The following is a 26,810-nucleotide window of genomic DNA, read 5'->3' as shown; positions in this document are numbered from 1 at the left end:
GGGGGATCAATGAGTAAATTAGTCTTGATTCGGCACGGGGAAAGTACCGCAAACCAGCAACACGTCTTTACGGGGTGGAATGACGTTTCGCTGACAGAACAGGGCAAGCAAGACGCGCAAGCAGCTGGAGAACGACTACGACAGTTGGACCTGTCCTTTACTGCGGCCCACACCTCTTATTTGAAACGCGCGATTCAGTCAGAAAACATCGTCTTAGACAGCATTGACCAGCTCTGGATTCCCCAGTACAAAACCTGGCGACTGAACGAACGGCACTACGGAGCGCTGCGGGGTCGCAAGAAACCAGTGGTCCGAGAGGAAGTCGGTGACGAACAGTTCATGCAGTGGCGCCGGAGTTTTACGGCCGTACCTCCGCGGTTAGCCGAGGTCACGCCCAAACGCCGTTACGCGCGAATGGGGATTCAAGAACCCCGGGCTGAAAGTTTGCAGATGGCCTATGACCGCTTGTTACCATACTGGCAGGATCAATTGGCCCCCCGGCTCCTACAAAACGAAAATCAGCTAATCGTGGCCCACGGGAGCTCGCTCCGGGCGTTGATTAAGTACCTCGAACACCTTTCCGACGTAGCGATTGATGGAGTTGAGGTTCCAAACGCCCAACCGATTATCTATACGTTAGATAATCAGTTGCAAATCCTGGATAAGCAGATTTTGCGGTAATCATCTAATGAAAAAAGAATGATGAAGGTTTTTATGAGATTTTTACTCTTTACAAATTCACTAAATTTGAAGATTATGTTCGTTAACCTTTGTAACGAACCGATGAACGGTCCAGGCTAATGTATGAAAAGTTTTAATAACTAAGTTAATCATCTTCACTGAGACTCCTAACCCCATCGTTAGGAGTCTTTTCTGTTCCAGCTAAAAAATGCGTAACCACATCTAGTGATTACGCATTTTAATTTAGCTCATTAAGCTAACGTACCCATTGGGTCCCATGGTGCGAGAACCGTTGGTGCTTGGGCTTGTTCTTGTCGTTCTTGGTCAGTCAGGTACTTCTTGTTGATGACAACCTGGTAAACAAATTCGCTGAACCAGTCGTCACTCATAACGAAGTAACCCTTGGTTCCGACCTTGTCACCCCAACTGTTTTCGACTTTCCATTTCGTTGGCTGGCCGTCCACAATGTCCACTCCAGTGATGACCATGGCATGGTCCATCACACTTTCACCGTAGTCGAGGCGTTCGGCCTTGCTCATGCTCATGTCGGTGTCCATCAGTTGGTCAACGTGGTAAAGGTTGGTGTCCATCAAACCGTTCTTGCGGTCGCTGGCTTGACCAACGTCACTACCGAACCAAACCGTTTCACCGGCTTGCAGTTGCTTGATGGTCAATTCCTTTAGACGGTCAATTGGCAAGTTGTAGTGCTTGATTGGTTGCCCACCCACGACGTTTCCTAACATTTCAACCGTGTAAGTTTGGTTAAATGGCTTGTCGTCCGTCGGGGAGTTGATGATGGATACGTAGTCATCCAAGTTAACGTTTACGTACTTTTTAAAGAACTCTTGGGGCGTGATATTTTGATCAATGTGGTATTGATTATCACTATCCCGGTATTCAAAGGTGAATTCCGTCGTTGGTTTGCCAAAGGCGTACACTAACATCCGGTAGATTTCGTTTAACATGTCGTCTTTTTTGGCGTTAATGATTTCTCCGCTTTGCCCATCTTTGACCAGTTTCCGTAAGATGATGGCATCGTGGCGTAACTGGGTGTTCAAGGCGCTGTTTAACTCGCTCGAGTTGTTGCTACTGGCGGTTTCAGCCATGGCCGACTTTGGCACCACGCCGTACTTGGCGATCAATGCTGCAATCATGTCCCATTGGCCCCCGTCTTGTTGTGGGGTTTGTAAGAGGAAGTTCACCTTCCGATCGGTCAATGGTTGGTCGGCCGTCTTTAAGATGTTGGTTAAGAAGTAGTTCGACTTTTCAAACTTATCCCAGAAGAAGAGGTAAACTTGAGAAAGTTCGAATTCCTTCGGGACGTTGAAGTTGCCTTCAACTTTGGACCGCATCGTGTTTAAAGCGGCAAAGAGCCAGCACCGCCCGCTCCGTTTTTGGTCAGAAACAGGTTGGCTCGAAACGTCGACAGAGAAGACTGGATCTAACTGATTGTTAGCTTCGTAGTCAGCGGCGGAAGCTAAAATGCCGTTGTGGGTCACGGCGCGCCGAATGACGTCGGCATCTGGTTGATCCTTTAGGTTGTTTTGATAACGTTCAATGTTTTCTGGTGAAATTTCCTTTGGCATAATGTAACCTCCATCAATAAATTACGAATATTATACTGCATTTTAGGTGCTTAACGCACGTTAATAACCTCAGGACCATCAGCGTGCTGGACAATAATCGTGTTTACCATGTCTAAGAAGAGGCCATGTTCGACAACGCCAACGAGGGGATCGAGGATATGGGCCAGTTCTTTGGGTTCGTCTAATGGATCAAGGTAGAGATCAATGATGTAGTTGTTAGAATCGGTCGTGACAAATTCACCAGCTGCGTTTTTCCGCAACTTCGGTTGTAAGTCTAAGCGGTCTAAGCGGTCTAAGCGTCGTTCGAGTTGGGTACTTCCGTAGGGAATCACTTCGACCGGAACGGGATAGTTAAAGGCCGTCACCATCTTACTTTCGTCCACGATCCACATGTTTTTCGTGGAGTTCGTGGCGACAATCTTTTCCATCAAATGGGAGGCGCCTCCGCCTTTAATTCCTTGGTAATTTTGGTCAATCTGATCGGCACCATCAATGGTGAGGTCAATCCGATCGACCTCATCGACGGTTTTGAGTGGAATGCCTAGTTCGTTGGCATGCTTGCGAGTAGCCCGAGAAGTTGGAACCCCAACGATGTTTAGGCCTTCTTGGACCCGCTTGCCGAGGGCTTCGACCATGTACCACATCGTGGATCCGCTCCCGATGCCGACGACCATTCCATCTTCAATGTATTTAACGGCTTCTTGGCCCACCTGCGCCTTTTGTTGTTTAATTGCTTCGCTATCCATTGACTGTCCCCTTCATCCACCATATAATTTATAATTCAGTCCTTAATTTTCCATGGCTTTTTAGCATTTGTCAAGTAATGTTGAAATGCTCTAAATCCTGTTAGAATGGTACTATCCAATTATTTAAAGGTGAGGAGTTTTGCAAATGAAACGCGGATTTGAAGTTACATCACAAGCAGCTAATTTGGGGATCCAAGTACCCCAGCGCGCGACAAAACAAGCAGCTGGGTATGACCTGGCCAGTTCGACGGACATGGTGTTGCCATCAATCTGGAAACAGGGATTGCTCCGGGCGTTTAAAATCTTACGACAGGGGCGGCAGTTAAGCGCGACAGAAGCAGATGAAGCCAGTCAGGACTTAAAGCCCTACTTGGTTCCGACCGGGATTAAGGCTTACATGCAACCGAACGAGGTGTTAATTTTGGCCAACCGGTCCAGCAATCCGCTGAAACGGGGCCTGATTTTACCGAACGGCATTGGAGTGATTGATGCCGACTACTATAATAATGAAAAAAACGAAGGGGAAATTTTCGTTCAGCTGGTTAACTGGGGAATTCGTGACCGTAAGATTCACAAGGGCGACCGGATTGCCCAGGGGATCTTTATGCCGTACCTACTGGCTGATGCAGACGAAACGCCCCACGCAACGAGAACCGGAGGCTTTGGTTCTTCTGGTGATTAGAGAGGAAGCACACGTATGAGTAAAACCAAAACGCAGTTTGTTTGTTCCAACTGTGGGTACATTTCACCGACCTACCTTGGCCGGTGTCCTAACTGTGGTGAATGGAACACGTTTACAGAAGAAACGGTCACAAAGGATAGCAGTGCGAGTTCGCCGGCCACCCGGGTTTCCTTAGCGGGGAAGCGGGTGGAACCCCAGCTGATTAACGAAGTGGATGCTCATGATGCTCCCCGCTACCAGATTCAGTCGGCGGAATTAAACCGGGTGCTCGGGGGCGGCATTGTGCCGGGTTCTTTGGTGCTAATTGGTGGTGATCCTGGAATTGGGAAGTCAACTTTACTGCTTCAGGTTTCCGGGCAACTAGCCACCATGGGTAAGCGGGTTCTGTACGTGACCGGAGAAGAAAGTGCTGATCAAGTTAAGATGCGGGCTGACCGCCTCCAGATTGCAGCCAACGACCGGCTCTACGTCTTTCCAGAAACCGATATGACGGCGGTTCGAAACGCGATTGCTGATTTAAAGCCGGACGTCGTAATTGTTGACTCGGTCCAGACGATGCAGGAGGGCGACGTGGATTCTGCGATTGGCTCCGTTTCACAGGTCCGCGGCGTCACCACCGACCTCATGAACATTGCCAAAACCAATAACATTACGGTCTTCATCGTCGGGCACGTGACCAAGGGCGGAGCAATCGCTGGTCCCAAGACTTTAGAGCACATGGTGGACACGGTGTTGTACTTTGAAGGAGATAAGCACCACTCCTACCGCTTGCTCCGGGCGGTCAAAAATCGGTTTGGCTCGACCAACGAACTCGGCATCTTTGAGATGGCGGACGGGGGCCTGCAAGAGGTGCAAAATCCGTCGGAGATTTTCCTAGAGGAACGACTGAAGAATGCGACCGGATCAGCGATTGTGGTGGCAATGGAAGGAACCCGACCGATTCTGGTTGAACTGCAGGCGTTGATTACGCCCTCGGTCTTTGGGAACGCACAGCGGACCGCCACTGGAGTTGATCGAAACCGGGTTTCGTTAATCATGGCCGTCTTAGAAAAACGGGCCGGTCTGATGTTGCAAAACCAGGATGCTTACGTAAAAGCGGCTGGTGGGGTAAAGTTGAACGAACCTGCCATTGACCTGGCGATGGCCGTCAGCATTGCCTCCAGTTATGAAAACGTCAGTACCGATCCACGGGAATGTTACGTCGGCGAACTCGGGTTGACCGGGGAAGTCCGCCGGGTCGACCGGATTGAGCAACGAATCCGCGAAGCTGCCAAGCTTGGTTTCTCCCGGATTGTGGTCCCTAAACACAGTTTGGAAGGTTTCGATGTTCCAGACGGGATTGAAGTGGTGGGTGTTACGACCCTTAAAGAAGCCTTAAAGCTCGCTCTGCCGAAGTAACCCCGGTCCGCGGGTTTATTTTTGGCGCTATCCATTGTAAACTAAGGTGAAACTATTAATAGAAAAGAGAGAATGCAATTGGCAAACAATCAGATTCGCGTGCGGTATGCACCAAGTCCTACGGGACATTTGCACATCGGAAACGCTCGGACGGCAATTTTTAACTACCTCTTTGCCCGTCACTACAAGGGCAAGTTCATCATCCGGATTGAAGATACGGATACGAAACGGAACGTGCAGGACGGAGAAATCAGTCAGTTAGATAACCTAAAGTGGTTGGGACTTGACTGGGATGAAGGTCCAGACGTTGGTGGCGATTACGGTCCGTACCGGCAATCAGAACGAAAAGACATTTACGATCCGCTGATTCAACAACTGCTCGACGAAGGCAAGGCCTACTACTCCTACAAAACGGAGGAAGAACTCGAAGCAGAACGAGAAGAACAACGGGCCCGGGGCGTGATGCCCCACTATGAATACGAATACGCGGGCATGACGGCTGAAGAACGCCAAGCAGCAATGGATGCTGCCGAAGCGAAGGGCTTAAAGCCGGTGATTCGGTTTAAGGTGCCCAAGCACAAGACCTACGAATGGGACGACATGGTGAAAGGGCACGTTTCCTTTGACTCCGATACCATTGGGGGCGACTTCGTCATCGTCAAACGAGACGGCATGCCCACCTATAACTTTGCCGTGGTGGCCGATGATCACAACATGCAGATTAGCCACATTTTCCGGGGTGATGACCACGTGGCCAACACGCCCAAACAACTGATGATTTACGAAGCCTTTGGTTGGGAAGCACCGAAGTTTGGTCACATGAGCCTGATCATTAGTGCCGATACGGGAAAGAAATTGAGTAAGCGGGACGAAACCGTGCTCCAATTCATCGAACAGTACCGGAACCTGGGCTACCTGCCTGACGCCTTATTTAACTTTATCGTGCTGTTAGGTTGGTCTCCGGTTGGTGAAGACGAAATTTACTCCGAAAAGCAATTCATCAAAATGTATGATGAAAAGCGGTTGAGTAAGTCACCAGCTACCTTTGATAACAAGAAGCTGGAATGGATTAATAACCGGTACGTCAAGGATGGCGACGAAGACGTAATCGTTGACCTGGCTTTACAACAATTGATTAAAGCTGGTAACCTACCGGAAAATCCGGATGCTAAGACGATTGAATGGGCGCGCAAGTTGATTGACGTTTACCGGCGGCAAATGAGCTACATGGCGCAAATTAACGAAATGGCGACGGTCTTCTTCACCGAACCAGATCAAGTTACCGGAGATGCGTTAGCTGAACTGCAAAACGACACTGCTCCGGTCGTTTTAAAAGAATTTGCCAAGAAACTGCAGGAACTGCCAATCTTTGACAAGGTAGCCATCTTACGGACCATCAAAGAGGTCCAAAAGGAAACCGGGATTAAGGGTCGCAAACTCTGGATGCCAATCCGAATTGCCGTAACCCACGAAATGGAAGGTCCGGAACTGCCTGAATCCATCGAACTGATTGGACGCGAGACAGCCTTGCAACACGTGCACCAAACGCTGGAACAAATCCAGGCAAACTAAAATATTTTTCTAACAATTGGTCTAGTGCTTACTAGGCCTTTTGTTTTGTCAGCTAATGTGCTGATTATGGTATGATAGGGACTAAATAAATTGAGAAAAAGGGGTCTGCCACGATGAAATTACAAGTTTACAATTCACGGGATAACCAGTTAGAAACCTTTACGCCGTTAGAACCTGGTAAGGTGAAGATGTACGTCTGTGGACCGACCGTCTATAACTACATTCACATTGGGAACGCCCGCAGTGTGGTGGCTTTTGATACGATTCGGCGTTATCTGGAATACCTAGGCTATGACGTTACTTACATTTCGAACTTTACGGATGTTGATGACAAACTGATTACGGCCGCGCAAGAAGCAGGGACGACGGTTCCAAAACTAGCTGATCGCTACATCAAAGCTTACTACGAAGATACCACCGCTTTAAACGTGAAACCGGCGACCGTCAACCCGCGGGCGACGGAAAACATTGCAGAGATCATTGCCTTTGTAACCGACCTGATTGACAAGGGATACGCTTACGAAGCCGATGGAGACGTGTACTACCGGGCTCGCAAGTTCCCTAGTTACGGGGAACTCGGTCACGAAGACATTGATACACTCGAAAGTGGCGCCAGTGAGCATATTTCAGCTGCTGAACTGGCTAAAAAGGAAGATCCGATTGACTTTGCCCTCTGGAAAGCGGCTAAACCCGGGGAAATCTCCTGGGATTCACCGTGGGGAGCTGGTCGGCCCGGCTGGCACATCGAATGCTCGGTGATGGCTACGAAGTATCTCGGCGATACGATTGACATTCACGGGGGTGGCATTGACCTTGAATTCCCCCACCATGAAAACGAACGGGCTCAGAGTGAGGCCAAGACGGGGCAACTGTTTGTGAAGTACTGGTTGCACAACGGCTTTGTGACGGTCGGGGCTGACGATGAAAAAATGAGTAAGTCAAAGGGCAACTTTGTCACCGTGCACGAGTTGCTGAAAAAGGTGGATCCGCAAGTCGTTCGGTTACTGATGGCCACCACCCAGTACCGGCGGCCGATTCGCTTTAGCCAGTCTGGTTTAGACGAAGCCCAAGCTAATCTAAAAAAGCTGCAAACGGCTTACCAAAACCTGAATTATCGCTTCAAGGACGCCGAACCCGGCAGTGACTTTAAGCTGGAACAAGAAGTGCGTCAGATCCAAGCCGACTTTCAGGACGCTATGAACGATGACTTTAACGTCCAAAACGGAATCTCGAGCGTTTACGAACTGGCTAAACTGGGAAACATTTACAGTCAGAATCCGGTGGTGTTTGTTGACACGCTCAAAGTGGTGAGTGACCGTCTTGCTCAATTAGCATCGATCTTTGGCATTAAATTAGCTTCAGAAGAACTAAACGACGACCAAGTGGAAAAGCTGATTGCCGAACGGGAACAGGCCCGAGCAGGCAAGGACTTTACCCGCAGTGACGAAATTAGAGATGAATTGAAAGCACAAGGAATCATCCTTGAAGATACGCCGCAGGGAACGCGGTTTAGAAGGGAATAAGCGTAAGCATGGATGAAGCAACGCAGCAACAGGACTTTCGACAGTTAAATGGGATTGCCTTGGCCTACCTTGGTGATGCCGTGTATGAAGTTTTTATTCGGCGCCATCTAATTGACGAGGGGTTAACCCGTCCCAACCAACTGCAACACAAGGCCACTCGCTACGTTTCCGCGAAGGCCCAGGCTGGGTTGATTAAGCTGATGGAAGCAGACGACTTGTTAACGGACGAAGAGTGGTATTTTTACAAGCGGGGACGCAACGCGAAGAGCTACACCCACGCTAAAAACACCAGCGTAGTTACTTACCGGGTCTCAACCGGCTTTGAAGCCCTCTTTGGGTATTTGTCGTTAAGTGGGCAGGACGAGCGGTTTCAGGAACTAGCCCAGTGGTGCATTAAACAGGTCCAAGCAGGAAGGGTAGAATATGCCAAATAAAGCAGAAACTGATTTTATCATCGGGCGTCATCCAGTGGTGGCGGCGCTCCGGAACCGGGACCAAGAAATTAATAAAGTATTTTTACAGACCGGAATTAGTAAAGAGGACCGGACGGTTCAAGCTATTTTGCAGCTGGCCAAGGGGCGTCATTTGGTAATTACGAATGTGCCAAAGACGAAGTTAGACCTCATGGCGAACCGGCAAAACCACCAAGGGGTTATTTTAGCAGTAGCCCCGTTTAAGTACGCAACCATCGATGACTTGTTTGCCCGGGCGGAGGAACGAAATGAAGCGCCATTCTTTGTGATGCTCGATAACGTGTCCGATCCCCACAACCTGGGTTCGATTTTGCGAACGGCGGATGCCGCAGGGGTGCACGGGGTGATTATTCCGAAGCACCGGTCCGTCGGATTAACCGCTACGGTGGCGAAAACTTCAGCCGGAGCCATGGAACGGGTGCCCGTGGCGCGGGTAACGAACCTCGTAAACACGATTCGGGAGTTAAAGGAACGCGGCGTCTGGATCTTTGGAACCGACATGCAGGGGACTGATTATCGTCGGTGGGATGCCCAAGGGGCAGTAACCCTTGTGATTGGAAGTGAAGGCAAGGGGATTTCGCCGTTGGTCAAGCAAAAGATGGATGAATTGCTTACGATTCCGATGATTGGAGACATCCAGAGTCTGAACGCCTCTGTTGCGGCCGGATTGTTGATGTACCAGGGCTTTAACTCCCGCCATCCCCTTTAACCGAAACGACGGGCGAGGAGTGAGAACATGAAAAAAGAACTGTTGATTGTGGACGGCTATAACGTGATTGGTAGCTGGCCTCACTTAAATCAACTAAAATTAAAGGATCAACTCCCAGAGGCACGAGATCAATTACTGTGGGACTTGTCGGAGTACCAAAAGTACAGCGGTAAAAAGATTATTGTGGTTTTTGATGCCATGTACGTTCCGGGAAATGCCCGGACTGTCCAGGTTAAAAACATCGATGTGGTCTGGACCAGTAAGAATGAAACTGCTGATTCTTACATTGAAGCGTTGGCAACGCGAGAACAGTCCTTGTTTACCCAGGTAGAGGTGGCTACGAGCGACCATGCCGAGCAGTGGACCATCTTTAGTGCGGGAGCCCTGCGGATTTCGGCCCCAGAGCTTTTGCGTTCGGTGAAGCGGGCCAAGGTGGAGATCAAGCAGGTCACTAAGACCTATCATCAGCAACCACTGGGTAACCGGTTGAATTTTAACGAAAAGGAAGCCCAAAAACTGCGGGATTTATATAATCGTTTGAATCAGGATCAGTGAGTAATCACTGATCCTGATTTCTTTTTCACTAACTTTTTAGTGCTTTTGGCATAAGTTGAAAGTGGACTACGTGAACTAGCCGTGGTTGGAACAATCGTTCGCTTGTGGGGTGAGCGGAGCTTTCTGTAACTTAGAAGCAACCAACCACGAGGAGTGCGATGAAAATGGGAATTAAGTTAAATTATCAGTGTGATAGTGCAACGATTGTAGCAGCAAAACAGGACGAAGAGTGTTTCGTACGGTTATTTCAGCAGTTTGCTCCGGTTTACTTGAAGCTGTGGCGCGACTATTTTTTAAACGACATGGAGTTAACCGATTGGAGTCAGGAGGCCGCACTGGTTTTCATTAAGACGCTCCATCGCTATGATCTCAGCAAACGGGTTCCCTTTGGGGCGTTTTATAAGACGAACCTCCGGAATCATATGTTTGATTTACTGCGCAAGAAAAGCGCCCAAAAGCGAATCCCAGAACAACTCCAAGCGTCGTTTAGTTCCAATCCCGAGTATTACGCAGAAACGATTCAGGATCCCGAAGCACCGGATCCATTATGGTGTTGTGAACTCACGGAACGACTCCAAACGGTCGGGGCATCCTGTTCTCCTCTCGAACGCCGGGTCTTAGTGGCCACCTTGCGCCAACAAACGGTAGCCCAAATTGCGCAACAACTCCAGGTGGAGGAACAGCAGGTGCACAATGCCCTGGTTCGCTGTAAACGGAAGTACCGTCAGACTACAATTGACGCTGCTTCAGTTTGATGCTAGAGTATAAATATGATGGGAGGGAGTCGTGAATGGCCAAAGTAAAAATGGCTTTAGCGTGCTCTGTGTGTGGGGCGCGGAACTACCACGTATCCGTTTCTAAGCAGTCCGACCGCTTAACCCTTCGCAAATACTGTAAGCACTGTGGTAAAAACACCTTGCATCGAGCAACTCGCTAGGAGAAGATAACAATGAAACGATTCTGGAACTTTTTAAAGAGCGTAATCGGGGAATTAAAGCTGATTACGTGGCCGAATGCACGCCAAACGCGGATTGATACCACGACTGTGATTGGAACAACGTTGTTCTTTACGGTCTTTCTTGGATTAATCGACTGGGCGTTAGAAGCAATTTTGTTAAAAGCAGGTTAAGCTGGTTTTGCCGCTTAATTTTTGGTATAGTAAGATTGAAAAACTTCGTGGGTGCGAGGTTTTTTTATTTTAGTCGCATCCACGTGCGCCGGTTCGGATGAAGAAACAAAGTAGAGGAGAGATTGCGATGGTAGAATCAGCAGAAAAGCAATGGTACGTTTTACACACGTATTCTGGTTACGAAAACAAGGTTAAAGAAAACCTAGAATCTAGACGAGACTCGATGGGGATGCAGGACTACATTTTTGATGTAGTGGTTCCGGAAATGGAAACCCACGAAGTTAAGAACGGTCAGGAAAAGGTTGTCATGGATAAGACTTTCCCTGGGTACGTATTAGTGCAGATGGTCATGACCGATAGGGCTTGGTACGTGGTTCGAAATACTCCAGGAGTAACTGGGTTCATCGGTTCTCACGGGCAGGGATCAAAGCCCAACCCATTGCTACCGGAAGAAGTAGAACGGGTGATGGCTAGTCTTGGTGTCAAGGAAACGGTCCAACCGTTGGATAGTGAAGTTGGAGACACGGTGACGATTGTGGACGGAGCCTTCAAAGGCTTGTCTGGGAAGATCACCAGCATCGATAACGAAAAAGGTAAGTTAAAGGTTAACATTGACATGTTTGGCAGAGAAACTAGTACCGAACTAGACTTTAACCAGGTAAAACCACTGACCTTAGAATAATGAGCTTGTTAATCACTAGTCAGTGTGTTAGACTAATCTAGTGTATTTATGCATAATCAACGTGGGAGAGGGATTTCAATTCCTCGATGACCACACACGGACTTAAGGAGGTATGTCTCGTGGCTAAAAAAGTAGCTGATATTGTTAAGTTACAAATTGCAGCGGGTAAAGCAACACCTGCTCCTCCAGTTGGACCTGCATTGGGTCAAGCTGGGGTAAACATCATGGAATTTACAAAGGATTTTAACGCTCGGACTGCTGATCAAGCAGGAATGTTGATTCCAGTTGTAATTACGGTATACGAAGATCACTCGTTTGAATTCGTTACCAAAACTCCACCAGCCGCAGTGCTCTTGAAGAAAGCTGCTGGCGTGGAATCTGGTTCTGGTGAACCCAACACGAAGAAGGTTGCTAGCGTAACCAAGGATCAAGTGAAGGAAATCGCCGAAACCAAGATGCAAGATCTAAACGCTGCCGACGTTGAAGCCGCAATGCGTATGATCGAAGGTACTGCTCGTAGTATGGGATTCACTGTCGAAGGTTAATCACTGCTACTACGATGACAGTCGCTACGCTATCAAAAGATAGCGTGTGAGCGTGGGAGGATATTCTTTCCGTCATCACCACATTTGCAAGGAGGAAATTACATGGCTCGTACAAGAGGGAAAAAATACAGAGCAGCTGCTGAACAAATCGACAAGAGTAAAGCTTACCCAGTTGATGAAGCAGTTAAGCTCGTCCAAAAATTAGACACTGCTAACTTTGATGACTCCATCGAAGCCGTTATCAAGTTAAACGTGGACACGAAACAAGCTGATCAACAGTTACGGGGAGCCGTAGTGCTTCCTAACGGAACTGGTAAAGATCAAACGGTAGTTGTTTTCGCTAAGGGTGACAAGGCTAAAGAAGCTGAAGCTGCTGGTGCCGATGTCGTTGGTGAAGATGACTTGGCTCAACGGATTATGGACGGCTGGTTAGACTTTGACGTTGCGATTTCTACGCCAGACATGATGGCACAAGTTGGTCGTTTAGGTCGGGTCTTAGGACCAAAGGGCTTAATGCCTAACCCGAAGACGGGGACTGTTACCATGGACGTTGAAAAAGCCGTTAAAGATGCCAAAGCCGGTCAAGTTACTTACCGGACGGACCGGGACGGAAACATTGCCGTTGCGATCGGGAAAGCATCGTTTGACGCTGACAAGTTAGTGGAAAACTTCAAGACCGTTCAAGATATCTTGGTTAAGAACCGTCCTTCAACTGTGAAGGGAACTTACATCCAAAATATCTCAGTTTCATCAACGTTTGGACCAGGTGTGAAGGTTGCTCCTGAATCATTCTAGTTAACGATGAACGCTAAAAAATCTCAGATTGACGACTAGTCATAATTATGATAAATTGTTAATTGAATATGAATCGCCTAAGACTCAGGTGACCGTAATGGTCTTAATTAATGCCTGCCGAGGAGTTTAGTTTAACGACTTTTCCTTATGTTTTGGCGAGCATAGGGATTTTTTATTAGGTCCCAATTTTAAACGGGAGGTGAAATTATGCCAAAGAAAGAAGTTATTGATGCAAAAGCAAAGAAGGTAACTGAAGTTGCTGATGATTTTAAAGAAGCAGTTTCAGCTATCGTAGTTAACTCCCGGGGGTTAACGGTTGCTCAAGACACTGAATTACGGAAAGAATTACGTGATAACGGTGTAAAATTAATGGTGATCAAAAACAAGATTTTGGAACGGGCTGCTGATGAAAGTGGTCACACCGACTTAAAGGATGTCTTCAATGGTCCTAGTGCGGTTGCCTTCTCTCACGAAGATCCAATTGCTCCTGCTAAAATCTTGAAGAAGTTCGCTGAAGATCACGACGCTCTTGAAATTAAGGGTGGAATTATCGAAGGTGAAGTTGCTTCCCTTGATAAGATTAACGAATTTGCTACGTTGCCTAGTCGTGATGAATTGCTTGCTACCCTTGCAAGTATGTTACAATCACCAGTTCGGAACGTTGCCTACGCTGTTAAAGCTGTGGCTGATAGCAAATCAGACGACGATGACGCCGCATAATATAAAAATGACTGTCCTATGAGGAGGAATAAAAATGGCTTTTGATAAAGATGCAATTATTTCACAATTAAAAGATGCTTCTATTACTGATTTAAACGATTTGGTAAAAGCAATCGAAGACGAATTTGATGTTTCAGCTGCTGCTCCAGTTGCCGCTGGTGGTGCTGCTGGTGGTGATGGTGCTGCTAAGTCAACGTTTGACGTTGAATTAACTTCTGGTGGTGCTGGTAAGATCAAGGTTATCAAGGAAATCAAAAACATCACTGGTCTTGGTTTGAAAGAATCTAAGGCAATGGTTGATGAAGCTCCATCAATCGTTAAGGAAGGTCTTTCAGAAGACGAAGCTAACGATATTAAAGAAAAACTTGAAGCTCAAGGTGCTACTGTTACGCTTAAGTAGTCTTAGTCTTCGTAAGCAAGGATGTGTGTTTCTCACACATCCTTTTTTACTAGGAGGATTTTGATTGAGAAAAACACAAGGCGACCAGACCTTTGGAGGAAACCTGTGAAAAATTTTATTAAACGAGTATCGGACTGGTTTAACCGCTATCTGAACGTGCTCAAGATTCTGTTTCTGTTAGTGATGGTGGTTTTTGTAATCTACGAAGGCCACAACATCCTACAAGAAATTAACGGCCGACAGATGCGAGCTAGTTTAGCCTCGCAGTCCCCGACGCACCTGTTAATTTTAATCGTGCTAGGGCTGTTAGCGGTCACTCCAATGCTAACGTATGACTTTACAATTGTTGAGTTTTTGCCCGGGAAATTTAAACCGTGGTACATCATCAAGAGTGGATGGATTACCAATAGCTTTACCAACATTGCTGGTTTTGGTGGCTTTTTAGGAGCAAGCTTGCGGGCGAGCTTTTATAGTAAGAACGCCAGCAAAAAGCAAGTGCTCTATGCGATTTCTAAAATTGCCCTGTTTTTATTGGCCGGACTCTCAACCTACTGTTTGGTATCGTTAGTGATGATTTATGGCTTTGGCGTGGGAACCCAATTTCATCGTTATTGGCCATTTCTGTTAGGGGGAGGAATTTACTTCCCCGTGATTTTCTTGTTTACCCGCTTTAACAATTCAGAGTTTTTCGCTGATTTAACAATTAAGCGAGAAATTAAGTTAATCATCGGCTCCTGTTTGGAGTGGGGTAGTTGTGGCATTTTCTTCATTATCATTGGAATGTTCATGAACCTGCACATCAACTTTGCCAGCGTTTTTCCGCTCTTCATTGCTGCCAACGTAATTGGAGTCATTTCGATGCTGCCTGGGGGGCTTGGAACTTTCGATTTGGCAATGATTACGGGGCTGGGCTACCTTGGTGTTTCACCTACGACGGCCACCGTGTGGGTTCTGTTGTACCGGGTTTTTTACTACTTCATTCCGTTTGGAATTGGAGTAATTTTGTTTGCGCAGGAACTGTTGCAACGGTTTAATAAATTCCTAGATGACATTCCGGCTAACATCGTGCAACGTTCATCTCAACTAATCGTGACTTTCTTCATGTATTTCTCTGGAATCATGATGATTCTGTTGGCAACGGTCCCCAACGTGGTGCTGGTGAACCCACTATACCTTTCGTTAGCACCTTTTACCCTCTACTTTTTAGGGCAACTCTCGAACGTGATTGTGGGCTGTTTGTTAATTGGATTGGCCCGGGGAGTGGGGGCCCGGGTCCAAAAAGCCTTTTGGCCCACGGTGATTCTGCTGGTCTTTGCGATTGCTAACACCCTATGGAAGGAAGACTTCCCACTGCCACTGGCATTGTTCCTCTGCTTTATTCTGCTGTGTCTCTGGTTAGCACGGAAGGGACTCTACCGCAAACGATTAACTTACTCCTGGGGAGCATTGATTACAGATGCTGGTCTCTTTGTGGCAACCTTTGCTCTCTACGTCTTAGTTGGTTTGATTGTGGGTAATCACCGTCATTTCCGATTGACGAATGCTTATCTTCTTCCATCCCAACAAACCTGGGTCGTCGGGTTGATTGGTTTTGTGATTGCCCTCTGTATTCTGTATGGTCTCTACCGGGTCTTAACCTATGCAAACCTAGACTGGCTGGATCAACCCTTCGATGGTGATCGCATCGGAAAGGTAATTGATCAATACGGTGGAAACGAAGTCAGTCACTTGGCCTTTCTACGTGATAAGCGGATTTACTTTTACACAGAAGACGGCGAGGATCAGATCGTCTTTATGTACCGGCAAAAGGCCAATAAATTGATCATCATGGGGGAACCGTTTGGAAATCAAGCCAAACTGGAAGCTGCCATTGATCAGTTCATGCTGGATGCCGATAATGCTGACCTAACCTTGGTCTTCTATGAAGTTAGTGAATCGCTGACGATGCTATTGCATGATAAGGGCTTTGACTTCATCAAGGCCGGAGAAGAAGGTCAGGTGAACTTAAACGAGTTTACCCTGGTTGGAAAACGCCACCGGGGCGAACGGGCATTGATGCACAAGTTTGACCGGGACGGCTATCACTTTGAGATCCTGCAGCCACCGTTTAGCGATGAACTTTTAGGGGAATTAAAGGAAATTTCTGATGAATGGCTAGGGGGTCGGGAAGAAAAGGGCTTTTCGCTCGGCTTCTTTGATCCGTACTACCTAAACCAGGCGCCAATTGCGGTTTTCAGGGATGAAGACCAAAAGATTGTGGCCTTTGCGAACATCATGCCGACCGGGGATCATAAGATGACCTCGATTGACTTGATGCGATCTAGTTCCAGTGCCCCGTCAGGAGTCATGGATGGGATTTTCATCAACCTGTTCCAGTACTCTAAGGATCAAGGGTACCAATGGTTTAACCTGGGAATGGCTCCGTTGGCTAACGTGGGAAACTCCCGCTTTAGTTTTATTAACGAAAAGATTGCTCATTTAATTTATGAGTATGGGGATGCTTTCTATAGTTTCCAAGGGTTGCGTTCCTACAAGGAAAAATACGTGGACAAATGGGAATCGAAGTACTTTGTGTACCGGAAGAATAACTCCCTGGTCTTCACGATGTTACAGTTATTGTGGGTTGTGAACGAACGCCCTAAACAACAATAAGGAAAAGCTTGGCAGTGGATGATACTTTACTGCCAAGCTTTTTTAGTTCTGGAAACGGTCTAGTTTAAAAGGCGTTAAATCGAATTGATCTAGCTGGTTTTCCGCTCGCTCGGCAATGATTTTACCTAGGACACTGGCAAACTTAAAGCCGTGACCGCTGAGGCCCGTAACGATCTGGATATTACGCTGATTCGGTAGGTAGTCAATGATGAAGTTCTGGTCGGAAGTGAGATCATAGGTACAAGCCCCGCCGTGATCTAAGCCAGTTGTTCCGGTGAGATGATGATCTAACAATGGATCGATTTCGTGATAATCTTCGGGATAACTGCCAAAGGGAGTGCGCTCCGCGGAATTAGTAATTGGTTGACCACCGTTGTGGCGGCCAATTTTGATGGTGCCGTTGGTCCCGGGAAAGCCATAAAAGGTATTTCCGTCGGTTAACTCCACGGTAAAACCAGGAAAGCCGGCTGCTTCCGTTAACCGCTGATCCGCGGTTTTAAACCAACTAAAAACCTTACGAATTGGTTGGATGGGTAACTTCGGTAAGAGGGTCTTGACCCAGGTGCCCGCTGTAATCGCAACGTGGCGAGCTCGATAACTACCCTGCGTGGTCGTAATTTCAACCTGACCGTTTGCTAACGAGCGGAATTTTCGGACCGGTTGATTAAATTCTTGCTGCACTCCAATTTTACGAGCGAACTGGATGTAGGCCGTAATGGCCGTTTCGGATTCGAGATAGCCCCCGGTCGGTTCTAAGAGTGCTTGGTAGTCAGCGGAAAAATGCCAGTTTGGATAGTGATCCGTAATTTCAGTGGCACTCAAAGAAGTGAGGGGAATTTGAAATTGTTCCGCGCTGCTAACTAACTAGGTTAGGAAGGGGGAATCGGGCTGAGCCACGCTAAGAATTCCGGTTTGGTGAAAAATGGAGTGGCCGGTTTGCTGGGCCAGCTCCTTCCAAAGCCGTTGGGCCGCTAACACTAATGGTACGTATTGAGCTCCTTCTCCATACGCATGTCGAATCAGACGGGTTTGACCGTGATGAGAACCATCCTCGTGGGGAGGAACATCGGCATCAATTTCTAAGACCGAGAGGCCAGCTTTTCCAGCATAATAGCCCGCTGCTGCTCCCACTGAGCCGGTTCCAATCACGGCTAAATCATAAATGGGTTTCATCATAACTCCTCCTTTTGCAAAACATCAGTTGCAGCTGATTATTCCGAAAAACAGGAAGCTTGTCAAACGGAAATTAGGTTAATTTAGTGGAAAAATGCTTTTAAAGTTCGCTTTTTGCTTGATACCTAAAACTTAATGTTCATGGTACGGGGCTTTTACAGACAATTACAAACGATTTTATTAATTTGGATGAATTAGTTAGTAAATTAGTGCTAAATTGACTCAATGGGTAGTTGACACTTCGGAAAAGGCACGCTACACTAAGAGCAAATTAGCAAAGAACCGTGACAGTTGAGTAAGTCGGAGCGTTTCCCAGCGAGTCCTTGGGTGGTGCGAAAGGATGAAATTAACCGACTGAAGATGGGCTGTGTAGTGGTCGTGGGGTGAATCATAAGCTTCACGCGGGGTGGAAACCGATATCACGACTCAGTTATGCTGCTTCACCAGCGTAACTGCTGAGCTTCACTTTGTGAGAGGTGGAGGAATAAAGGTGGCACCACGGGAACACTCGTCCTTTTTAGAGGACGGGTGTTTTTTTATTTAACGAGAAAGTGGTGATAACGTGCAACAACATTTAGCGCGGGAAATTTCTGCAAGTCAAATTTTTATGATTTCTCTGGGAGGAGTAATCGGAACCGTGTTATTTTTGAGTTCGGGCTACACAATTCACGAAGCAGGACCGTTGGGCACGATTTTAGCGTATCTCTTAGGAGCAGTGATTGTGTATCTTGTAATGCTCTGTTTGGGAGAACTAGCGGTGGCAATGCCAGAAACAGGCTCGTTTCATGTCTATGCGTAACGATTCTTGGGTCCGAGCGCTGGTTTTGTGGTGGCGCTTTTGTACTGGTTGACCTGGACGATTGCGATGGGTTCTGAATTTACGGCAGCAGGACTGATTATGTGGCATTGGGTGCCTGGGGTACCAGTTTGGGTCTGGAGTAGTTTGCTGATTGTCGTTATCTTTTTGATGAACGCTTTTTCGGTGAAGTGGTTTGCTGCAACCGAGTTTTGGCTGGCCAGCATCAAGGTCATTGCGATTGTCGCTTTTATTGTGTTGGGAACCGGAGCCATTCTTGGTTTCTTACCATATCACGGGGTGCGGCACTTCATTGGTTTGCAGAACCTAACTAAAAATGGATTGTTCCCCAATGGTTTTGCCGGGGTATTCACCACCATGTTAACGGTGAACTTTGCCTTTTCAGAAACGGAGTTAATTGGGATTACTGCTGGTGAGGCCCAGCATCCGGAACAAACGATTCCCAAGGCGATTCGTACGACCCTGGGCCGGTTAGTCTTGTTCTTTGTTGGGAGCATGGTAGTTATGAGTGCCTTATTGCCGTACCAAAAAGCGGGCGTGACGGAAAGCCCCTTTGTGACAATTCTCTCGGCAATTGGAATTCCCTGGGCCGGAAACCTAATGAACTTTGTGGTGTTAACCGCCATTATTTCGGCGGCTAATTCCGGTCTCTATGCTTCGACGCGGATGTTGTGGTCCCTGGCAAACCAGGGGGTGATTCCTAAGCTTTTTCAAAAGACCACCAAACGTCAGATCCCGATGGTTGCCTTAGTTACCAGTATGTTAGGCGGAGTGTTGGCGTTACTGTCAGCGGTCTATGCGGCAGGAACGGTTTACTTGGTACTGGTTTCCATTTCCGGATTGGCGGTCGTCTTTGTGTGGATGGCGATTGCTCTTTCAGAAATTCGCTTTCGAGAACGGTTGAAGCAGCAGGGGAAGGTGGCACAACTCAAGTTTAAGACGCCAGGCTATCCTTGGTTACCGTGGTTAGCGTTTGGTTTGTGCTTTTTATCGTGTGTTTTAATTTGGTTTGATCCTAACCAGCAAATTGCCCTGGAAGTCACCATTCCCTTTGTGGCAGTGTGTTATGTTGGTTACGCTTGCAAAGAATGGAAGAAAAAAAGGAGGAACCAGGATGCCCACCATCAATCCAATTACAGCTAGTTTACAAGCTCCGGTCGTGTTAGACGGAGCTATGGGAACAGAGTTAGAAAAACGGGGAGTGAAAACGAACGATGCCTTGTGGTCCGCTAATGCGTTATTAACTGATCCGGAGGCCATTTACGCAGTCCATGCGAGTTACTTTCAAGCGGGGGCTACGATTGCGATTACCGATACCTATCAAGCTAACGTGGCAGCATTTGCCAAGCTGGGGATTACGCATGCTCGCGCTTTGGAGTTAATCAAGCTAGGAGTCCAGTTAGCGCAACGGGCTCGTGATGACGTACAACCGAACGGATTGGTTGCCGGTTGTGTCGGGCCGTACGGAGCCTACTTGGCCAATGGAGCTGAGTATACGGGAGCCTACAAGCTAAGCCCTGCGGAGTATGATGATTTTCATGCAGAAAAGATTCAGACGCTCTTAGCTGATGGGGTTGATCTGTTATCAGTCGATACAATTCCTAACTTTGCCGAGGTTCAAGCGCTGACCACGATGCTAGCGGAGCAATCCCAGTTAGTGCCGACCTGGATTAGTCTTAGCATTAAGGATCCGCAGACTTTGAGCGATGGAACGCCGTTAGCAACGGTAGTTGAGTGGTTAGACCACGCGCAGGCGGTCAGTGGCATTGGGATTAACTGCACTGGATTTGCAAACGTCCTGCCTGCGGTTCAACTCATCCGCGCCCATTCTGAGAAACCAATCGTGGTGTATCCGAATCCAGGGGACGTGTACGATCCAGTCACGAAAACCTGGATAGCCGTGGCGCACTCACAGACGTTTGCAGACGTAGTCCCAGAGTGGCTAGCAGCGGGTGCGAACATTATCGGTGGCTGTTGCCGAACAACTCCTGCAGATATCGAACAAATTGCCAAATTATTAAAAAAATAATGGCAAAAACTGAAGCTTGTGTTAAAATATGCAACAACGAACGGGAGGGATTTTGATGACACGAAAAATTGGAGTAATTGGAATGGGGCACGTGGGATCCACGGTTGCCCACTACATCGTTGCGAATGGTTTTACCGACGATTTGGTGTTAATTGATAAAAATGAGGATAAGGTGACAGCGGACGCGATTGATTTTCGTGAAGCAATGCCTAATCTGCCATTTCACACGAACATCACGGTTAATGACTATTCGGCGCTGGCCGATGCGGACGTGATTATTTCCGCGTTAGGAAACATCCGCTTGAACGATGGTGCCAATGAGGATCGTTTTTCCGAACTGGCTTACAACAGTGAACAAGTGAAGGAAGTTGCTCCCCGGATTCGTGACTCGGGCTTTAACGGAATTATCATTGCGATTACCAACCCGGTTGATGTGATTACCCAACTGTACCAACAAATCACTGGATTACCGAAGAAACACGTAATGGGAACGGGAACCCTGTTAGACTCTGCCCGCATGAAACGAGCCGTGGCCGAAAAATTGGGGATTGATTCGCGCTCTGTGACCGGATACAACCTTGGGGAACATGGGAACTCTCAGTTTACCGCTTGGTCAACGGTGCGAGCCTTAGATCAACCACTGACAGAACTGGCTCAAACTAAGGATCTGGATTTAGATGCTCTGGATCACGAAGCTCGCCACGGAGGCTACGCCGTTTTCAAGGGGAAGGGTTACACTAGCTACGGGGTGGCAACGGCCGCTGTGCGCTTAGCAAACGTGGTTTTGTCAGATGCCAAAACCGTGTTACCGGTGTCGAACTACCGCGCTGAATATGACGTGTACCTTTCTCATCCGGTGATTGTCGGGCGCGATGGCATCATTGCCGACGTGCCGTTGCAACTGACCGAAGAAGAACTAGCCAAATTGCAAAACTCGGCAGATTTCATTGAGGAAAATTACGAAAAGTACAAAAACTAGGGCACAAAAAAAGCTGCTACCTGATTCAGGTAACAGCTTTTTGTTTGGGGAAGGATTAATCGTTGTGACGATCGTGGTTTCGTTTGTTTTCCCAGGAATCAATCTTGTAATCGTCGTCACTCATGGCCTCTACGTTTCCGAGTCGATAACCGTTACCAACTTCAGAGAAAAAGTCGTGGTTAACGGTCGAAGTGGAAATTCCGTTCATTACGACCGGATTGACGTCTTCAGCCGTGTCAGGGAACATGGGATCCTGACCAAGGTTCATGAGGGCCTTGTTGGCGTTGTAACGGATGAAGGTTAAGACCTTATCGGTCCAGCCCACTTGATCATACAAGAGGTGGGTGTACTTTTCTTCGTTTTCGTACAGATCGTACAAGAAGCCGTACATCCAGTCCTTGAGTTGTTGTTGTTCGTTGGCGCTCAACTGGTTAAACTCGGTCTGGAACTTGTAACCAATGTAGGTTCCGTGGACTGATTCGTCTCGGATGATTAACTTGATGATTTCGGCCACGTTTGTGAGTTGGTTGTGACCTAGATACCACAAGGGGGTAAAGAAGCCTGAGTAGAAGAGGAAGGTTTCCAAGAAAACACTCGAGATTTTCTTTTTCAACGGACTTTCATCGTCGTGATAGAGGGTATAAATCCGCTTGGTTTTATTCTGCAGTAATTCCTCTGAATCACTCCAGTCAAAAATTTCGGTGATTTCTCTTGGGGTGTTCAAGGTTGAGAAAATGGTCGAATAACTCTTAGCGTGGACCGATTCCATGAACTGAATGTTGTTTAAAACCGCGATTTCGTGTTGGGTCTTGGCATTCAGTCGTAAAGCCGCCATTCCGTCTTGGGACTGTAGGGTGTCTAATAGGGTCAGCCCCCCAAAAACGTGCCCCACTAACCACTTGTGGTCGTCGTCTAGTTCCCGCCAGTCCTTTAAATCGTTGGAAACGGGCACCCGAGTATCGAGCCAAAACTGTTCGGTGAGCTTATGCCAGGTTGCTTTATCAATTTCATCTGAGACTTCGTTCCAGTTAATGGCTTCGTAGTTTCCGTCCCATTTGCCGGTCAATACTTGGTTTAAATCCATGAACTTTTTCCCCTCCTAAATTACACAACTTTCACATTCGTTGGCACCAATCGTGTCGTTATTATCGGTAAACGTTCGAACGTAGTAAATCGACTTGATTCCCTTGTGGTGGGCGTAGTTTCTAAGAATCGTCAGGTCCCGCGTCGACATTTTCTCGTCGCGCTCATCCTTCCATTCGTACATTCCTGCTGGAATCGTAGAACGCATGAACATCGTCATACTGAGGCTTTGGTCAACGTGTTTTTGGGCTTCGGCGTAGATGTCGATTTCCTTACGCATGTCGATATCGTAAGCAGATTCGTAGTACTTAATTGTGTCGTTAGACAGGTACGGCGCCGGGTAGAAAATGGTTCCAATCTTGGCTTCCTGCCGTTCTTCGATCCGACTCACGATCGGAGCCAAACTAGCAGTGGCGTCACCAATGTATGAAGTGGAGCCGTTCGGAGCAACTGCTAAGCGGTTTTGGTGGTAAAGACCGTCTTTCATAACTGCTAACTTCAATTCTTCCCAGTCTGCTCGGCTTGGAATGAAGGTATCTTTAAACAACTCTTTGACTTTCTCTGAAGTGGGACCCCAGTCCTGTTCGGTGTATTTATCAAAGTAACTGCCGTCGGCGTATTTACTCTTTTCAAAGTTGTGGAAGGTTTTGCCCCGTTCGCGTGCCAACTGGTTAGAAGCTACGAGACTCCAGTAGTTCAGGAGCATGAAGTAGACGCCGGTAAATTCGATCGATTCTGGCGAACCGTAGTACATGTGGTGGAGGGCAAAGTAGGAATGTAAGCCCATGGCTCCGAGTCCAATTGAATGACTCAATTCGTTCCCATGCCGAATCGAAGGAACCGTGTTAATGTGGCTAATGTCCGTGACGAAGGTTAATGCCCGCACCATGGATTCAATCGACTTACCAAAGTCCGGGGAGTGCATTAGGTTCACGACGTTAGTAGAACCCAAGTTACAGGAGACGTCTGTTCCAAGTTGTTCGTATTCTTGTTCGTCGTTAATGATGGAAGGCGTTTGAACCTGCATGATTTCTGAACACAGGTTACTCATGATGATCTTGCCATCAATTGGATTGTCCCGGTTGGCAGTATCCACGTTAATGATGTAGGGGTAACCAGATTCTTGCTGGAGCTTTCCAATCTCTGTTTCCAGGTCCCGAGCCTTGATGTACTTCTTCTTGATGCGGTCGTTTTGAACCAGGTTGTCATATTCCTTGGTAATGTCAACATAGGAGAAGGGAACCCCGTATTCTTGTTCGACGTCGTATGGGCTGAAGAGCGCCATGTCTCTGTTTTGGGCGGCAAGTTCGTAGAACTTATCTGGAACCGTGACACCCAGCGACAGGGTGTTCACCCGAATCTTTTCATCGGCATTTTCCTTTTTAACGGCTAGAAAGTCGATAATGTCTGGGTGAAAGACGCTGAGGTAAACCACTCCGGCTCCTTGACGTTGGCCGAGTTGGTTGGAGTAACTAAAGCTATCTTCTAACAACTTCATGACCGGTTTAACGCCACTGGCAGCTCCTTCGATGTGCTTAATTGGGTCACCAGCTGCCCGTAAGTTGTTGAGGTTGATTCCGACTCCACCGCCAATTTTGGATAATTGCAGAGCCGAATTAATCGTTCGACCGATGCTGTTCATGTCGTCGGTGGATTGAATCAAGAAACAGGACACAAACTCACCCCGGCGTTTCTTGCCGGCGTTTAAAAAGGTCGGAGTAGCGGGTTGAAAGCGTTGGTGAATTAATTCGTCTGCCAGTGCTAAGGCTAATTCTTGGTCTCCGTTGGCCAGGTAGAGAGCGTTCATAGCCGTTCGATCAATGTAACGTTCTAGATATTGGTTGCCATCATCCGTCTTGAGGGCGTATTGAGCGTAGAATTTGTACGCTGCCATAAAGGAATGGAAATGAAAGTCCTGGCTATTTAAGTAATCATAAAGCTTTTCGATGAACGTCAGTGGATATTGTTTTAAAAACGCTTCTTCTACGTAATCATGCTTGATTAGGTAGTCAAAGCGTTCTTGTAACGAATTAAATTGCACCAAGTTGGGTTCAACGTTTTCCTTTAAGAAGGCGGCTAGGGCTTCTTGATCCTTATCTAACTGAATCCGGCCGTCTTTGGTTGGGATGTTGATCTCGTTATTTAAAGTAAAATAACTGGCATCCGTGTGGTCTTTAAGCGACATATACTGATTCCCCTTAATGTGTATAATGAAAGTGGTAGCTTAAGCGGTGGCTAATTGTTCAACTAATTTTTTTAGTTGGTCGGGCCGAAAGCCACCAAAAGACTCTAATACCTCTGATTCAACCACGGGAACGGCTTGAAAACCTTGTTCCTTTAGATAGGGAATTAAATCCGGATTGTCGCTGGTATTTTTTTCGGTAAAGGCCACGTTGTGTTCGGTTAAAAAGCGTTTCGTCATTTTGCACTGGATGCAGTTGTTTTTGGTGTATACGGTAATCTGATTCATGCGGGACTCCTTCTTTCGTTTTGTCTATGTACTGATTCTACTACGAAAATCGATTCTTTCAACCAAAAAATACCACATGTTGTGGTATCTGACTGAGAAACACACTATATGTGGTATGTGAAACAAAATTCTAGAATTTAAGGACGTGATTTTTTTGAGCAATTTTTATTATACACCGAATCCAGATGTGATTCACGATGAAAAAGAATGGGATTTTACCATTAACGCAGTGACGTTGCACTTTGCTTCAGACAACGGAGTTTTTTCTAAGCGGACGGTCGATTACGGTTCGCGAGTTTTGATTCAAGCCGTGGATTTGGCAGGATTGCCCGCGGGGAAAATCCTTGATCTGGGGTGTGGGTACGGACCAGTTGGGCTTTTTTTGGCGCAGGCTCATCCAGAGCGCCAGTTTGAGTTGGTGGACGTGAACCAACGGGCCCTGGGCCTTGCAGAACGAAATGCCACCACCAATCAGCTTGCTAACGTAACCGTGGGAACTTCGGATGTTTACGCTGGGGTTTCAGAACAACGGTTTGCGGCCGTGGTCACGAATCCGCCAGTTCGGGCTGGAAAAGACGTGGTGGATGCCATGATTACAGGAGCAGCCACTCATTTGGTAACCAACGGCCGGCTCTACGTGGTGTTACAAAAAAAGCAGGGAGCCCCCTCTGCCAAACGGTTGATGCAAGCCACCTTCGGCAATGTTCAAATTTTGAAGCGCGATAAGGGTTACTACGTGTTAGAAAGTACAAAGCAGTCATGATGAATCAAGATGAACGTTACATGGGAATGGCGTTGGCCGAGGCCCGTTTTGCTGGTCAAATTGGCGAAATTCCCATTGGGGCGGTAATTGTGAAGAATCAACAGGTGATTGGGACCGGCCATAACCTGCGCGAACACACCCAGTTAGCGACGCAACACGCAGAGTTGATTGCGATTGAAGCAGCCTGCCTGATGGTTCAGAGCTGGCGGTTAACTGACTGTACTCTGTACGTCACGATTGAACCATGTTTAATGTGTTCCGGAGCAATTTTAAACGCGCGCGTTGATCGGGTAGTGTATGGGGCAGCTAATACGAAGGCCGGAGCAGGGGAAAGTCTGTATCAAGCATTAACCGATGAACGGCAAAATCACCAGGTGGAACTTGTGACTGGCTGTCGAGCAACGGAGGCCGGAAACCTGATGCGGCAGTTCTTTCGGACGAAACGAAATCGGCGCCGGAAAAACCGGTGGTTAGGACTAGACAAGTAGCCTGGTGTAAGTTATGATAGTAATTGCCGTAAGGCCTGGAAGCAAGGGCAGACTTACGAACCGTGTCAGGTCCGGAAGGAAGCAGCACTAAGTATTTTTTGCCTTGTGCTTCCTGTTATTAGCAAATCAACTCCTAGTCAAATTGACTGGGAGATTTTTT

Annotated in this window: 26 protein-coding genes, 1 other RNA gene, 2 pseudogenes and 1 other annotated feature; of the genes and pseudogenes, 23 read left to right on the top strand and 6 right to left on the bottom strand. The window is 47.4% G+C overall.

All coding sequences use genetic code 11. The features are described from left to right. The first annotated feature begins 9 nt into the window (after positions 1–9). Positions 10–681 (top strand): 2,3-bisphosphoglycerate-dependent phosphoglycerate mutase, encoded by a 672-nt coding sequence (locus M3M39_RS07105; RefSeq protein WP_252797147.1) that lies wholly within the window; start codon positions 10–12, stop codon positions 679–681. A gap of 251 nt (positions 682–932) precedes the next feature. On the opposite strand, the gene M3M39_RS07100 is transcribed toward M3M39_RS07105, so the two are convergent. Together M3M39_RS07100 and rpiA are read right to left on the bottom strand one after the other, a co-directional pair. Then, positions 933–2,267, bottom strand: a complete 1,335-nt coding sequence (locus tag M3M39_RS07100) for a C1 family peptidase (RefSeq protein WP_252797146.1) — start codon at positions 2,265–2,267, stop codon at positions 933–935. A 50-nt stretch (positions 2,268–2,317) separates the two neighbouring features. Further along, positions 2,318–3,013: a ribose-5-phosphate isomerase RpiA gene (gene rpiA, locus M3M39_RS07095; RefSeq protein WP_252797145.1), complete on the bottom strand. Its 696-nt coding sequence runs from the start codon at positions 3,011–3,013 to the stop codon at positions 2,318–2,320. Between the two features lie 145 nt (positions 3,014–3,158). On the opposite strand from rpiA, the gene M3M39_RS07090 reads away from it, so the two are divergent. From M3M39_RS07090 to mprF, 16 genes are all read left to right on the top strand, one after another. Beyond that, on the top strand, positions 3,159–3,695 hold the full coding sequence (locus M3M39_RS07090) for a dCTP deaminase/dUTPase family protein (protein ID WP_252797144.1): 537 nt from the start codon (positions 3,159–3,161) through the stop codon (positions 3,693–3,695). A gap of 15 nt (positions 3,696–3,710) precedes the next feature. Then, positions 3,711–5,093 carry a DNA repair protein RadA gene (gene radA, locus M3M39_RS07085; protein WP_252797143.1) on the top strand — a complete coding sequence of 461 codons (1,383 nt, stop codon included), beginning with the start codon at positions 3,711–3,713 and terminating at the stop codon, positions 5,091–5,093. 78 nt (positions 5,094–5,171) lie between these two features. Then, complete coding sequence (gene gltX, locus M3M39_RS07080) at positions 5,172–6,665, top strand: glutamate--tRNA ligase (RefSeq protein ID WP_252797142.1); 1,494 nt, start codon at positions 5,172–5,174, stop codon at positions 6,663–6,665. A 113-nt stretch (positions 6,666–6,778) separates the two neighbouring features. Further along, positions 6,779–8,188 (top strand): cysteine--tRNA ligase, encoded by a 1,410-nt coding sequence (gene cysS, locus M3M39_RS07075; RefSeq protein ID WP_252797141.1) that lies wholly within the window; start codon positions 6,779–6,781, stop codon positions 8,186–8,188. An 8-nt stretch (positions 8,189–8,196) separates the two neighbouring features. Then, positions 8,197–8,622 carry a Mini-ribonuclease 3 gene (locus tag M3M39_RS07070; RefSeq protein WP_252797140.1) on the top strand — a complete coding sequence of 142 codons (426 nt, stop codon included), beginning with the start codon at positions 8,197–8,199 and terminating at the stop codon, positions 8,620–8,622. Beyond that, entirely contained in the window at positions 8,612–9,370 is a 759-nt protein-coding gene (gene rlmB, locus M3M39_RS07065) for a 23S rRNA (guanosine(2251)-2'-O)-methyltransferase RlmB (protein ID WP_252797139.1), read from the top strand. The genes M3M39_RS07070 and rlmB overlap by 11 nt, the downstream gene beginning before the upstream one ends. 27 nt (positions 9,371–9,397) lie before the next feature. Next, positions 9,398–9,925, top strand: coding sequence for an NYN domain-containing protein (locus M3M39_RS07060; protein WP_252797138.1), 528 nt, complete (start codon positions 9,398–9,400; stop codon positions 9,923–9,925). Positions 9,926–10,083: 158 nt separating this feature from the next. Beyond that, positions 10,084–10,680 carry a sigma-70 family RNA polymerase sigma factor gene (locus tag M3M39_RS07055; RefSeq protein ID WP_252797137.1) on the top strand — a complete coding sequence of 199 codons (597 nt, stop codon included), beginning with the start codon at positions 10,084–10,086 and terminating at the stop codon, positions 10,678–10,680. A 35-nt stretch (positions 10,681–10,715) separates the two neighbouring features. Next, positions 10,716–10,862, top strand: coding sequence for a 50S ribosomal protein L33 (gene rpmG, locus M3M39_RS07050; protein WP_252797136.1), 147 nt, complete (start codon positions 10,716–10,718; stop codon positions 10,860–10,862). A gap of 12 nt (positions 10,863–10,874) precedes the next feature. Further along, the gene (secE, locus tag M3M39_RS07045) at positions 10,875–11,054 is read left to right on the top strand and encodes a preprotein translocase subunit SecE (RefSeq protein WP_252797135.1); all 180 of its coding nucleotides are present in this window, start codon (positions 10,875–10,877) and stop codon (positions 11,052–11,054) included. Positions 11,055–11,181: 127 nt separating this feature from the next. Further along, positions 11,182–11,736: a transcription termination/antitermination protein NusG gene (gene nusG / locus M3M39_RS07040; protein WP_252797134.1), complete on the top strand. Its 555-nt coding sequence runs from the start codon at positions 11,182–11,184 to the stop codon at positions 11,734–11,736. A 119-nt stretch (positions 11,737–11,855) separates the two neighbouring features. Beyond that, positions 11,856–12,281 carry a 50S ribosomal protein L11 gene (gene rplK, locus M3M39_RS07035; RefSeq protein ID WP_252797133.1) on the top strand — a complete coding sequence of 142 codons (426 nt, stop codon included), beginning with the start codon at positions 11,856–11,858 and terminating at the stop codon, positions 12,279–12,281. A 102-nt stretch (positions 12,282–12,383) separates the two neighbouring features. After that, entirely contained in the window at positions 12,384–13,076 is a 693-nt protein-coding gene (gene rplA / locus M3M39_RS07030) for a 50S ribosomal protein L1 (protein ID WP_252797132.1), read from the top strand. Positions 13,077–13,134: 58 nt separating this feature from the next. Continuing rightward, positions 13,135–13,259: a sequence feature (ribosomal protein L10 leader region), on the top strand. A 24-nt stretch (positions 13,260–13,283) separates the two neighbouring features. Further along, positions 13,284–13,796 (top strand): 50S ribosomal protein L10, encoded by a 513-nt coding sequence (gene rplJ / locus M3M39_RS07025; protein ID WP_252797131.1) that lies wholly within the window; start codon positions 13,284–13,286, stop codon positions 13,794–13,796. A gap of 34 nt (positions 13,797–13,830) precedes the next feature. Further along, positions 13,831–14,196, top strand: coding sequence for a 50S ribosomal protein L7/L12 (rplL, locus tag M3M39_RS07020; protein ID WP_252797130.1), 366 nt, complete (start codon positions 13,831–13,833; stop codon positions 14,194–14,196). A 105-nt stretch (positions 14,197–14,301) separates the two neighbouring features. Further along, the gene (gene mprF / locus M3M39_RS07015; RefSeq protein WP_252797129.1) at positions 14,302–16,848 is read left to right on the top strand and encodes a bifunctional lysylphosphatidylglycerol flippase/synthetase MprF; all 2,547 of its coding nucleotides are present in this window, start codon (positions 14,302–14,304) and stop codon (positions 16,846–16,848) included. Positions 16,849–16,890: 42 nt separating this feature from the next. Here mprF and solA read toward each other — a convergent pair. Beyond that, a pseudogene (gene solA, locus M3M39_RS07010) lies at positions 16,891–18,021 on the bottom strand (N-methyl-L-tryptophan oxidase). A 607-nt stretch (positions 18,022–18,628) separates the two neighbouring features. Between solA and M3M39_RS07005 the strand changes: the two are divergent. From M3M39_RS07005 to M3M39_RS06995, 3 genes and pseudogenes are all read left to right on the top strand, one after another. Then, a pseudogene (locus M3M39_RS07005) lies at positions 18,629–19,981 on the top strand (amino acid permease). Then, the gene (gene mmuM / locus M3M39_RS07000; protein WP_420842997.1) at positions 19,953–20,867 is read left to right on the top strand and encodes a homocysteine S-methyltransferase; all 915 of its coding nucleotides are present in this window, start codon (positions 19,953–19,955) and stop codon (positions 20,865–20,867) included. Before M3M39_RS07005 ends, mmuM begins: the two are co-directional and overlap by 29 nt. Before the next feature lie 55 nt (positions 20,868–20,922). Beyond that, positions 20,923–21,846 (top strand): L-lactate dehydrogenase, encoded by a 924-nt coding sequence (locus M3M39_RS06995; protein WP_252797128.1) that lies wholly within the window; start codon positions 20,923–20,925, stop codon positions 21,844–21,846. A gap of 55 nt (positions 21,847–21,901) precedes the next feature. Here the strand turns inward: M3M39_RS06995 and nrdF are convergent, their stop codons facing one another. The 3 genes from nrdF to nrdH are packed head-to-tail and all read right to left on the bottom strand — an operon-like array spanning position 21,902 to position 25,399. Next, positions 21,902–22,930: a class 1b ribonucleoside-diphosphate reductase subunit beta gene (gene nrdF / locus M3M39_RS06990; protein WP_252797127.1), complete on the bottom strand. Its 1,029-nt coding sequence runs from the start codon at positions 22,928–22,930 to the stop codon at positions 21,902–21,904. A 15-nt stretch (positions 22,931–22,945) separates the two neighbouring features. Beyond that, on the bottom strand, positions 22,946–25,114 hold the full coding sequence (nrdE, locus tag M3M39_RS06985; protein ID WP_252797126.1) for a class 1b ribonucleoside-diphosphate reductase subunit alpha: 2,169 nt from the start codon (positions 25,112–25,114) through the stop codon (positions 22,946–22,948). A gap of 39 nt (positions 25,115–25,153) precedes the next feature. Further along, complete coding sequence (nrdH, locus tag M3M39_RS06980) at positions 25,154–25,399, bottom strand: glutaredoxin-like protein NrdH (protein ID WP_252797125.1); 246 nt, start codon at positions 25,397–25,399, stop codon at positions 25,154–25,156. A 154-nt stretch (positions 25,400–25,553) separates the two neighbouring features. On the opposite strand from nrdH, the gene M3M39_RS06975 reads away from it, so the two are divergent. The 3 genes from M3M39_RS06975 (at position 25,554) to ffs (ending at position 26,771) form a co-directional block, all read left to right on the top strand. Then, positions 25,554–26,162, top strand: a complete 609-nt coding sequence (locus M3M39_RS06975; protein WP_252797124.1) for a class I SAM-dependent methyltransferase — start codon at positions 25,554–25,556, stop codon at positions 26,160–26,162. Further along, positions 26,159–26,650 carry a nucleoside deaminase gene (locus M3M39_RS06970; RefSeq protein WP_252797123.1) on the top strand — a complete coding sequence of 164 codons (492 nt, stop codon included), beginning with the start codon at positions 26,159–26,161 and terminating at the stop codon, positions 26,648–26,650. The genes M3M39_RS06975 and M3M39_RS06970 overlap by 4 nt, the downstream gene beginning before the upstream one ends. A gap of 32 nt (positions 26,651–26,682) precedes the next feature. Continuing rightward, an RNA gene (ffs, locus tag M3M39_RS06965) (signal recognition particle sRNA small type) lies at positions 26,683–26,771 on the top strand. Positions 26,772–26,810 lie beyond the last annotated feature (39 nt).

It is taken from the genome of Fructilactobacillus hinvesii (assembly GCF_024029435.1).
GTDB lineage: Bacteria > Bacillota > Bacilli > Lactobacillales > Lactobacillaceae > Fructilactobacillus > Fructilactobacillus hinvesii.
Note: the sequence above shows the minus strand (reverse complement) of the source record. Positions and strands in the feature narration are given on the sequence as shown.

What these genes read in the sequence shown, in the direction of transcription:
- M3M39_RS07105 (WP_252797147.1), top strand. Translation starts at nt 10, where the DNA reads ATGAGTAAATTAGTCTTGATTCGGCACGGGGAAAGTACCGCAAACCAG.
- M3M39_RS07100 (WP_252797146.1), bottom strand. Translation starts at nt 2,267, where the DNA reads ATGCCAAAGGAAATTTCACCAGAAAACATTGAACGTTATCAAAACAAC.
- rpiA (WP_252797145.1), bottom strand. Translation starts at nt 3,013, where the DNA reads ATGGATAGCGAAGCAATTAAACAACAAAAGGCGCAGGTGGGCCAAGAA.
- M3M39_RS07090 (WP_252797144.1), top strand. Translation starts at nt 3,159, where the DNA reads ATGAAACGCGGATTTGAAGTTACATCACAAGCAGCTAATTTGGGGATC.
- radA (WP_252797143.1), top strand. Translation starts at nt 3,711, where the DNA reads ATGAGTAAAACCAAAACGCAGTTTGTTTGTTCCAACTGTGGGTACATT.
- cysS (WP_252797141.1), top strand. Translation starts at nt 6,779, where the DNA reads ATGAAATTACAAGTTTACAATTCACGGGATAACCAGTTAGAAACCTTT.
- M3M39_RS07070 (WP_252797140.1), top strand. Translation starts at nt 8,197, where the DNA reads ATGGATGAAGCAACGCAGCAACAGGACTTTCGACAGTTAAATGGGATT.
- rlmB (WP_252797139.1), top strand. Translation starts at nt 8,612, where the DNA reads ATGCCAAATAAAGCAGAAACTGATTTTATCATCGGGCGTCATCCAGTG.
- M3M39_RS07060 (WP_252797138.1), top strand. Translation starts at nt 9,398, where the DNA reads ATGAAAAAAGAACTGTTGATTGTGGACGGCTATAACGTGATTGGTAGC.
- M3M39_RS07055 (WP_252797137.1), top strand. Translation starts at nt 10,084, where the DNA reads ATGAAAATGGGAATTAAGTTAAATTATCAGTGTGATAGTGCAACGATT.
- rpmG (WP_252797136.1), top strand. Translation starts at nt 10,716, where the DNA reads ATGGCCAAAGTAAAAATGGCTTTAGCGTGCTCTGTGTGTGGGGCGCGG.
- secE (WP_252797135.1), top strand. Translation starts at nt 10,875, where the DNA reads ATGAAACGATTCTGGAACTTTTTAAAGAGCGTAATCGGGGAATTAAAG.
- nusG (WP_252797134.1), top strand. Translation starts at nt 11,182, where the DNA reads ATGGTAGAATCAGCAGAAAAGCAATGGTACGTTTTACACACGTATTCT.
- rplA (WP_252797132.1), top strand. Translation starts at nt 12,384, where the DNA reads ATGGCTCGTACAAGAGGGAAAAAATACAGAGCAGCTGCTGAACAAATC.
- rplJ (WP_252797131.1), top strand. Translation starts at nt 13,284, where the DNA reads ATGCCAAAGAAAGAAGTTATTGATGCAAAAGCAAAGAAGGTAACTGAA.
- rplL (WP_252797130.1), top strand. Translation starts at nt 13,831, where the DNA reads ATGGCTTTTGATAAAGATGCAATTATTTCACAATTAAAAGATGCTTCT.
- mmuM (WP_420842997.1), top strand. Translation starts at nt 19,953, where the DNA reads ATGCCCACCATCAATCCAATTACAGCTAGTTTACAAGCTCCGGTCGTG.
- M3M39_RS06995 (WP_252797128.1), top strand. Translation starts at nt 20,923, where the DNA reads ATGACACGAAAAATTGGAGTAATTGGAATGGGGCACGTGGGATCCACG.
- nrdF (WP_252797127.1), bottom strand. Translation starts at nt 22,930, where the DNA reads ATGGATTTAAACCAAGTATTGACCGGCAAATGGGACGGAAACTACGAA.
- nrdE (WP_252797126.1), bottom strand. Translation starts at nt 25,114, where the DNA reads ATGTCGCTTAAAGACCACACGGATGCCAGTTATTTTACTTTAAATAAC.
- nrdH (WP_252797125.1), bottom strand. Translation starts at nt 25,399, where the DNA reads ATGAATCAGATTACCGTATACACCAAAAACAACTGCATCCAGTGCAAA.
- M3M39_RS06970 (WP_252797123.1), top strand. Translation starts at nt 26,159, where the DNA reads ATGATGAATCAAGATGAACGTTACATGGGAATGGCGTTGGCCGAGGCC.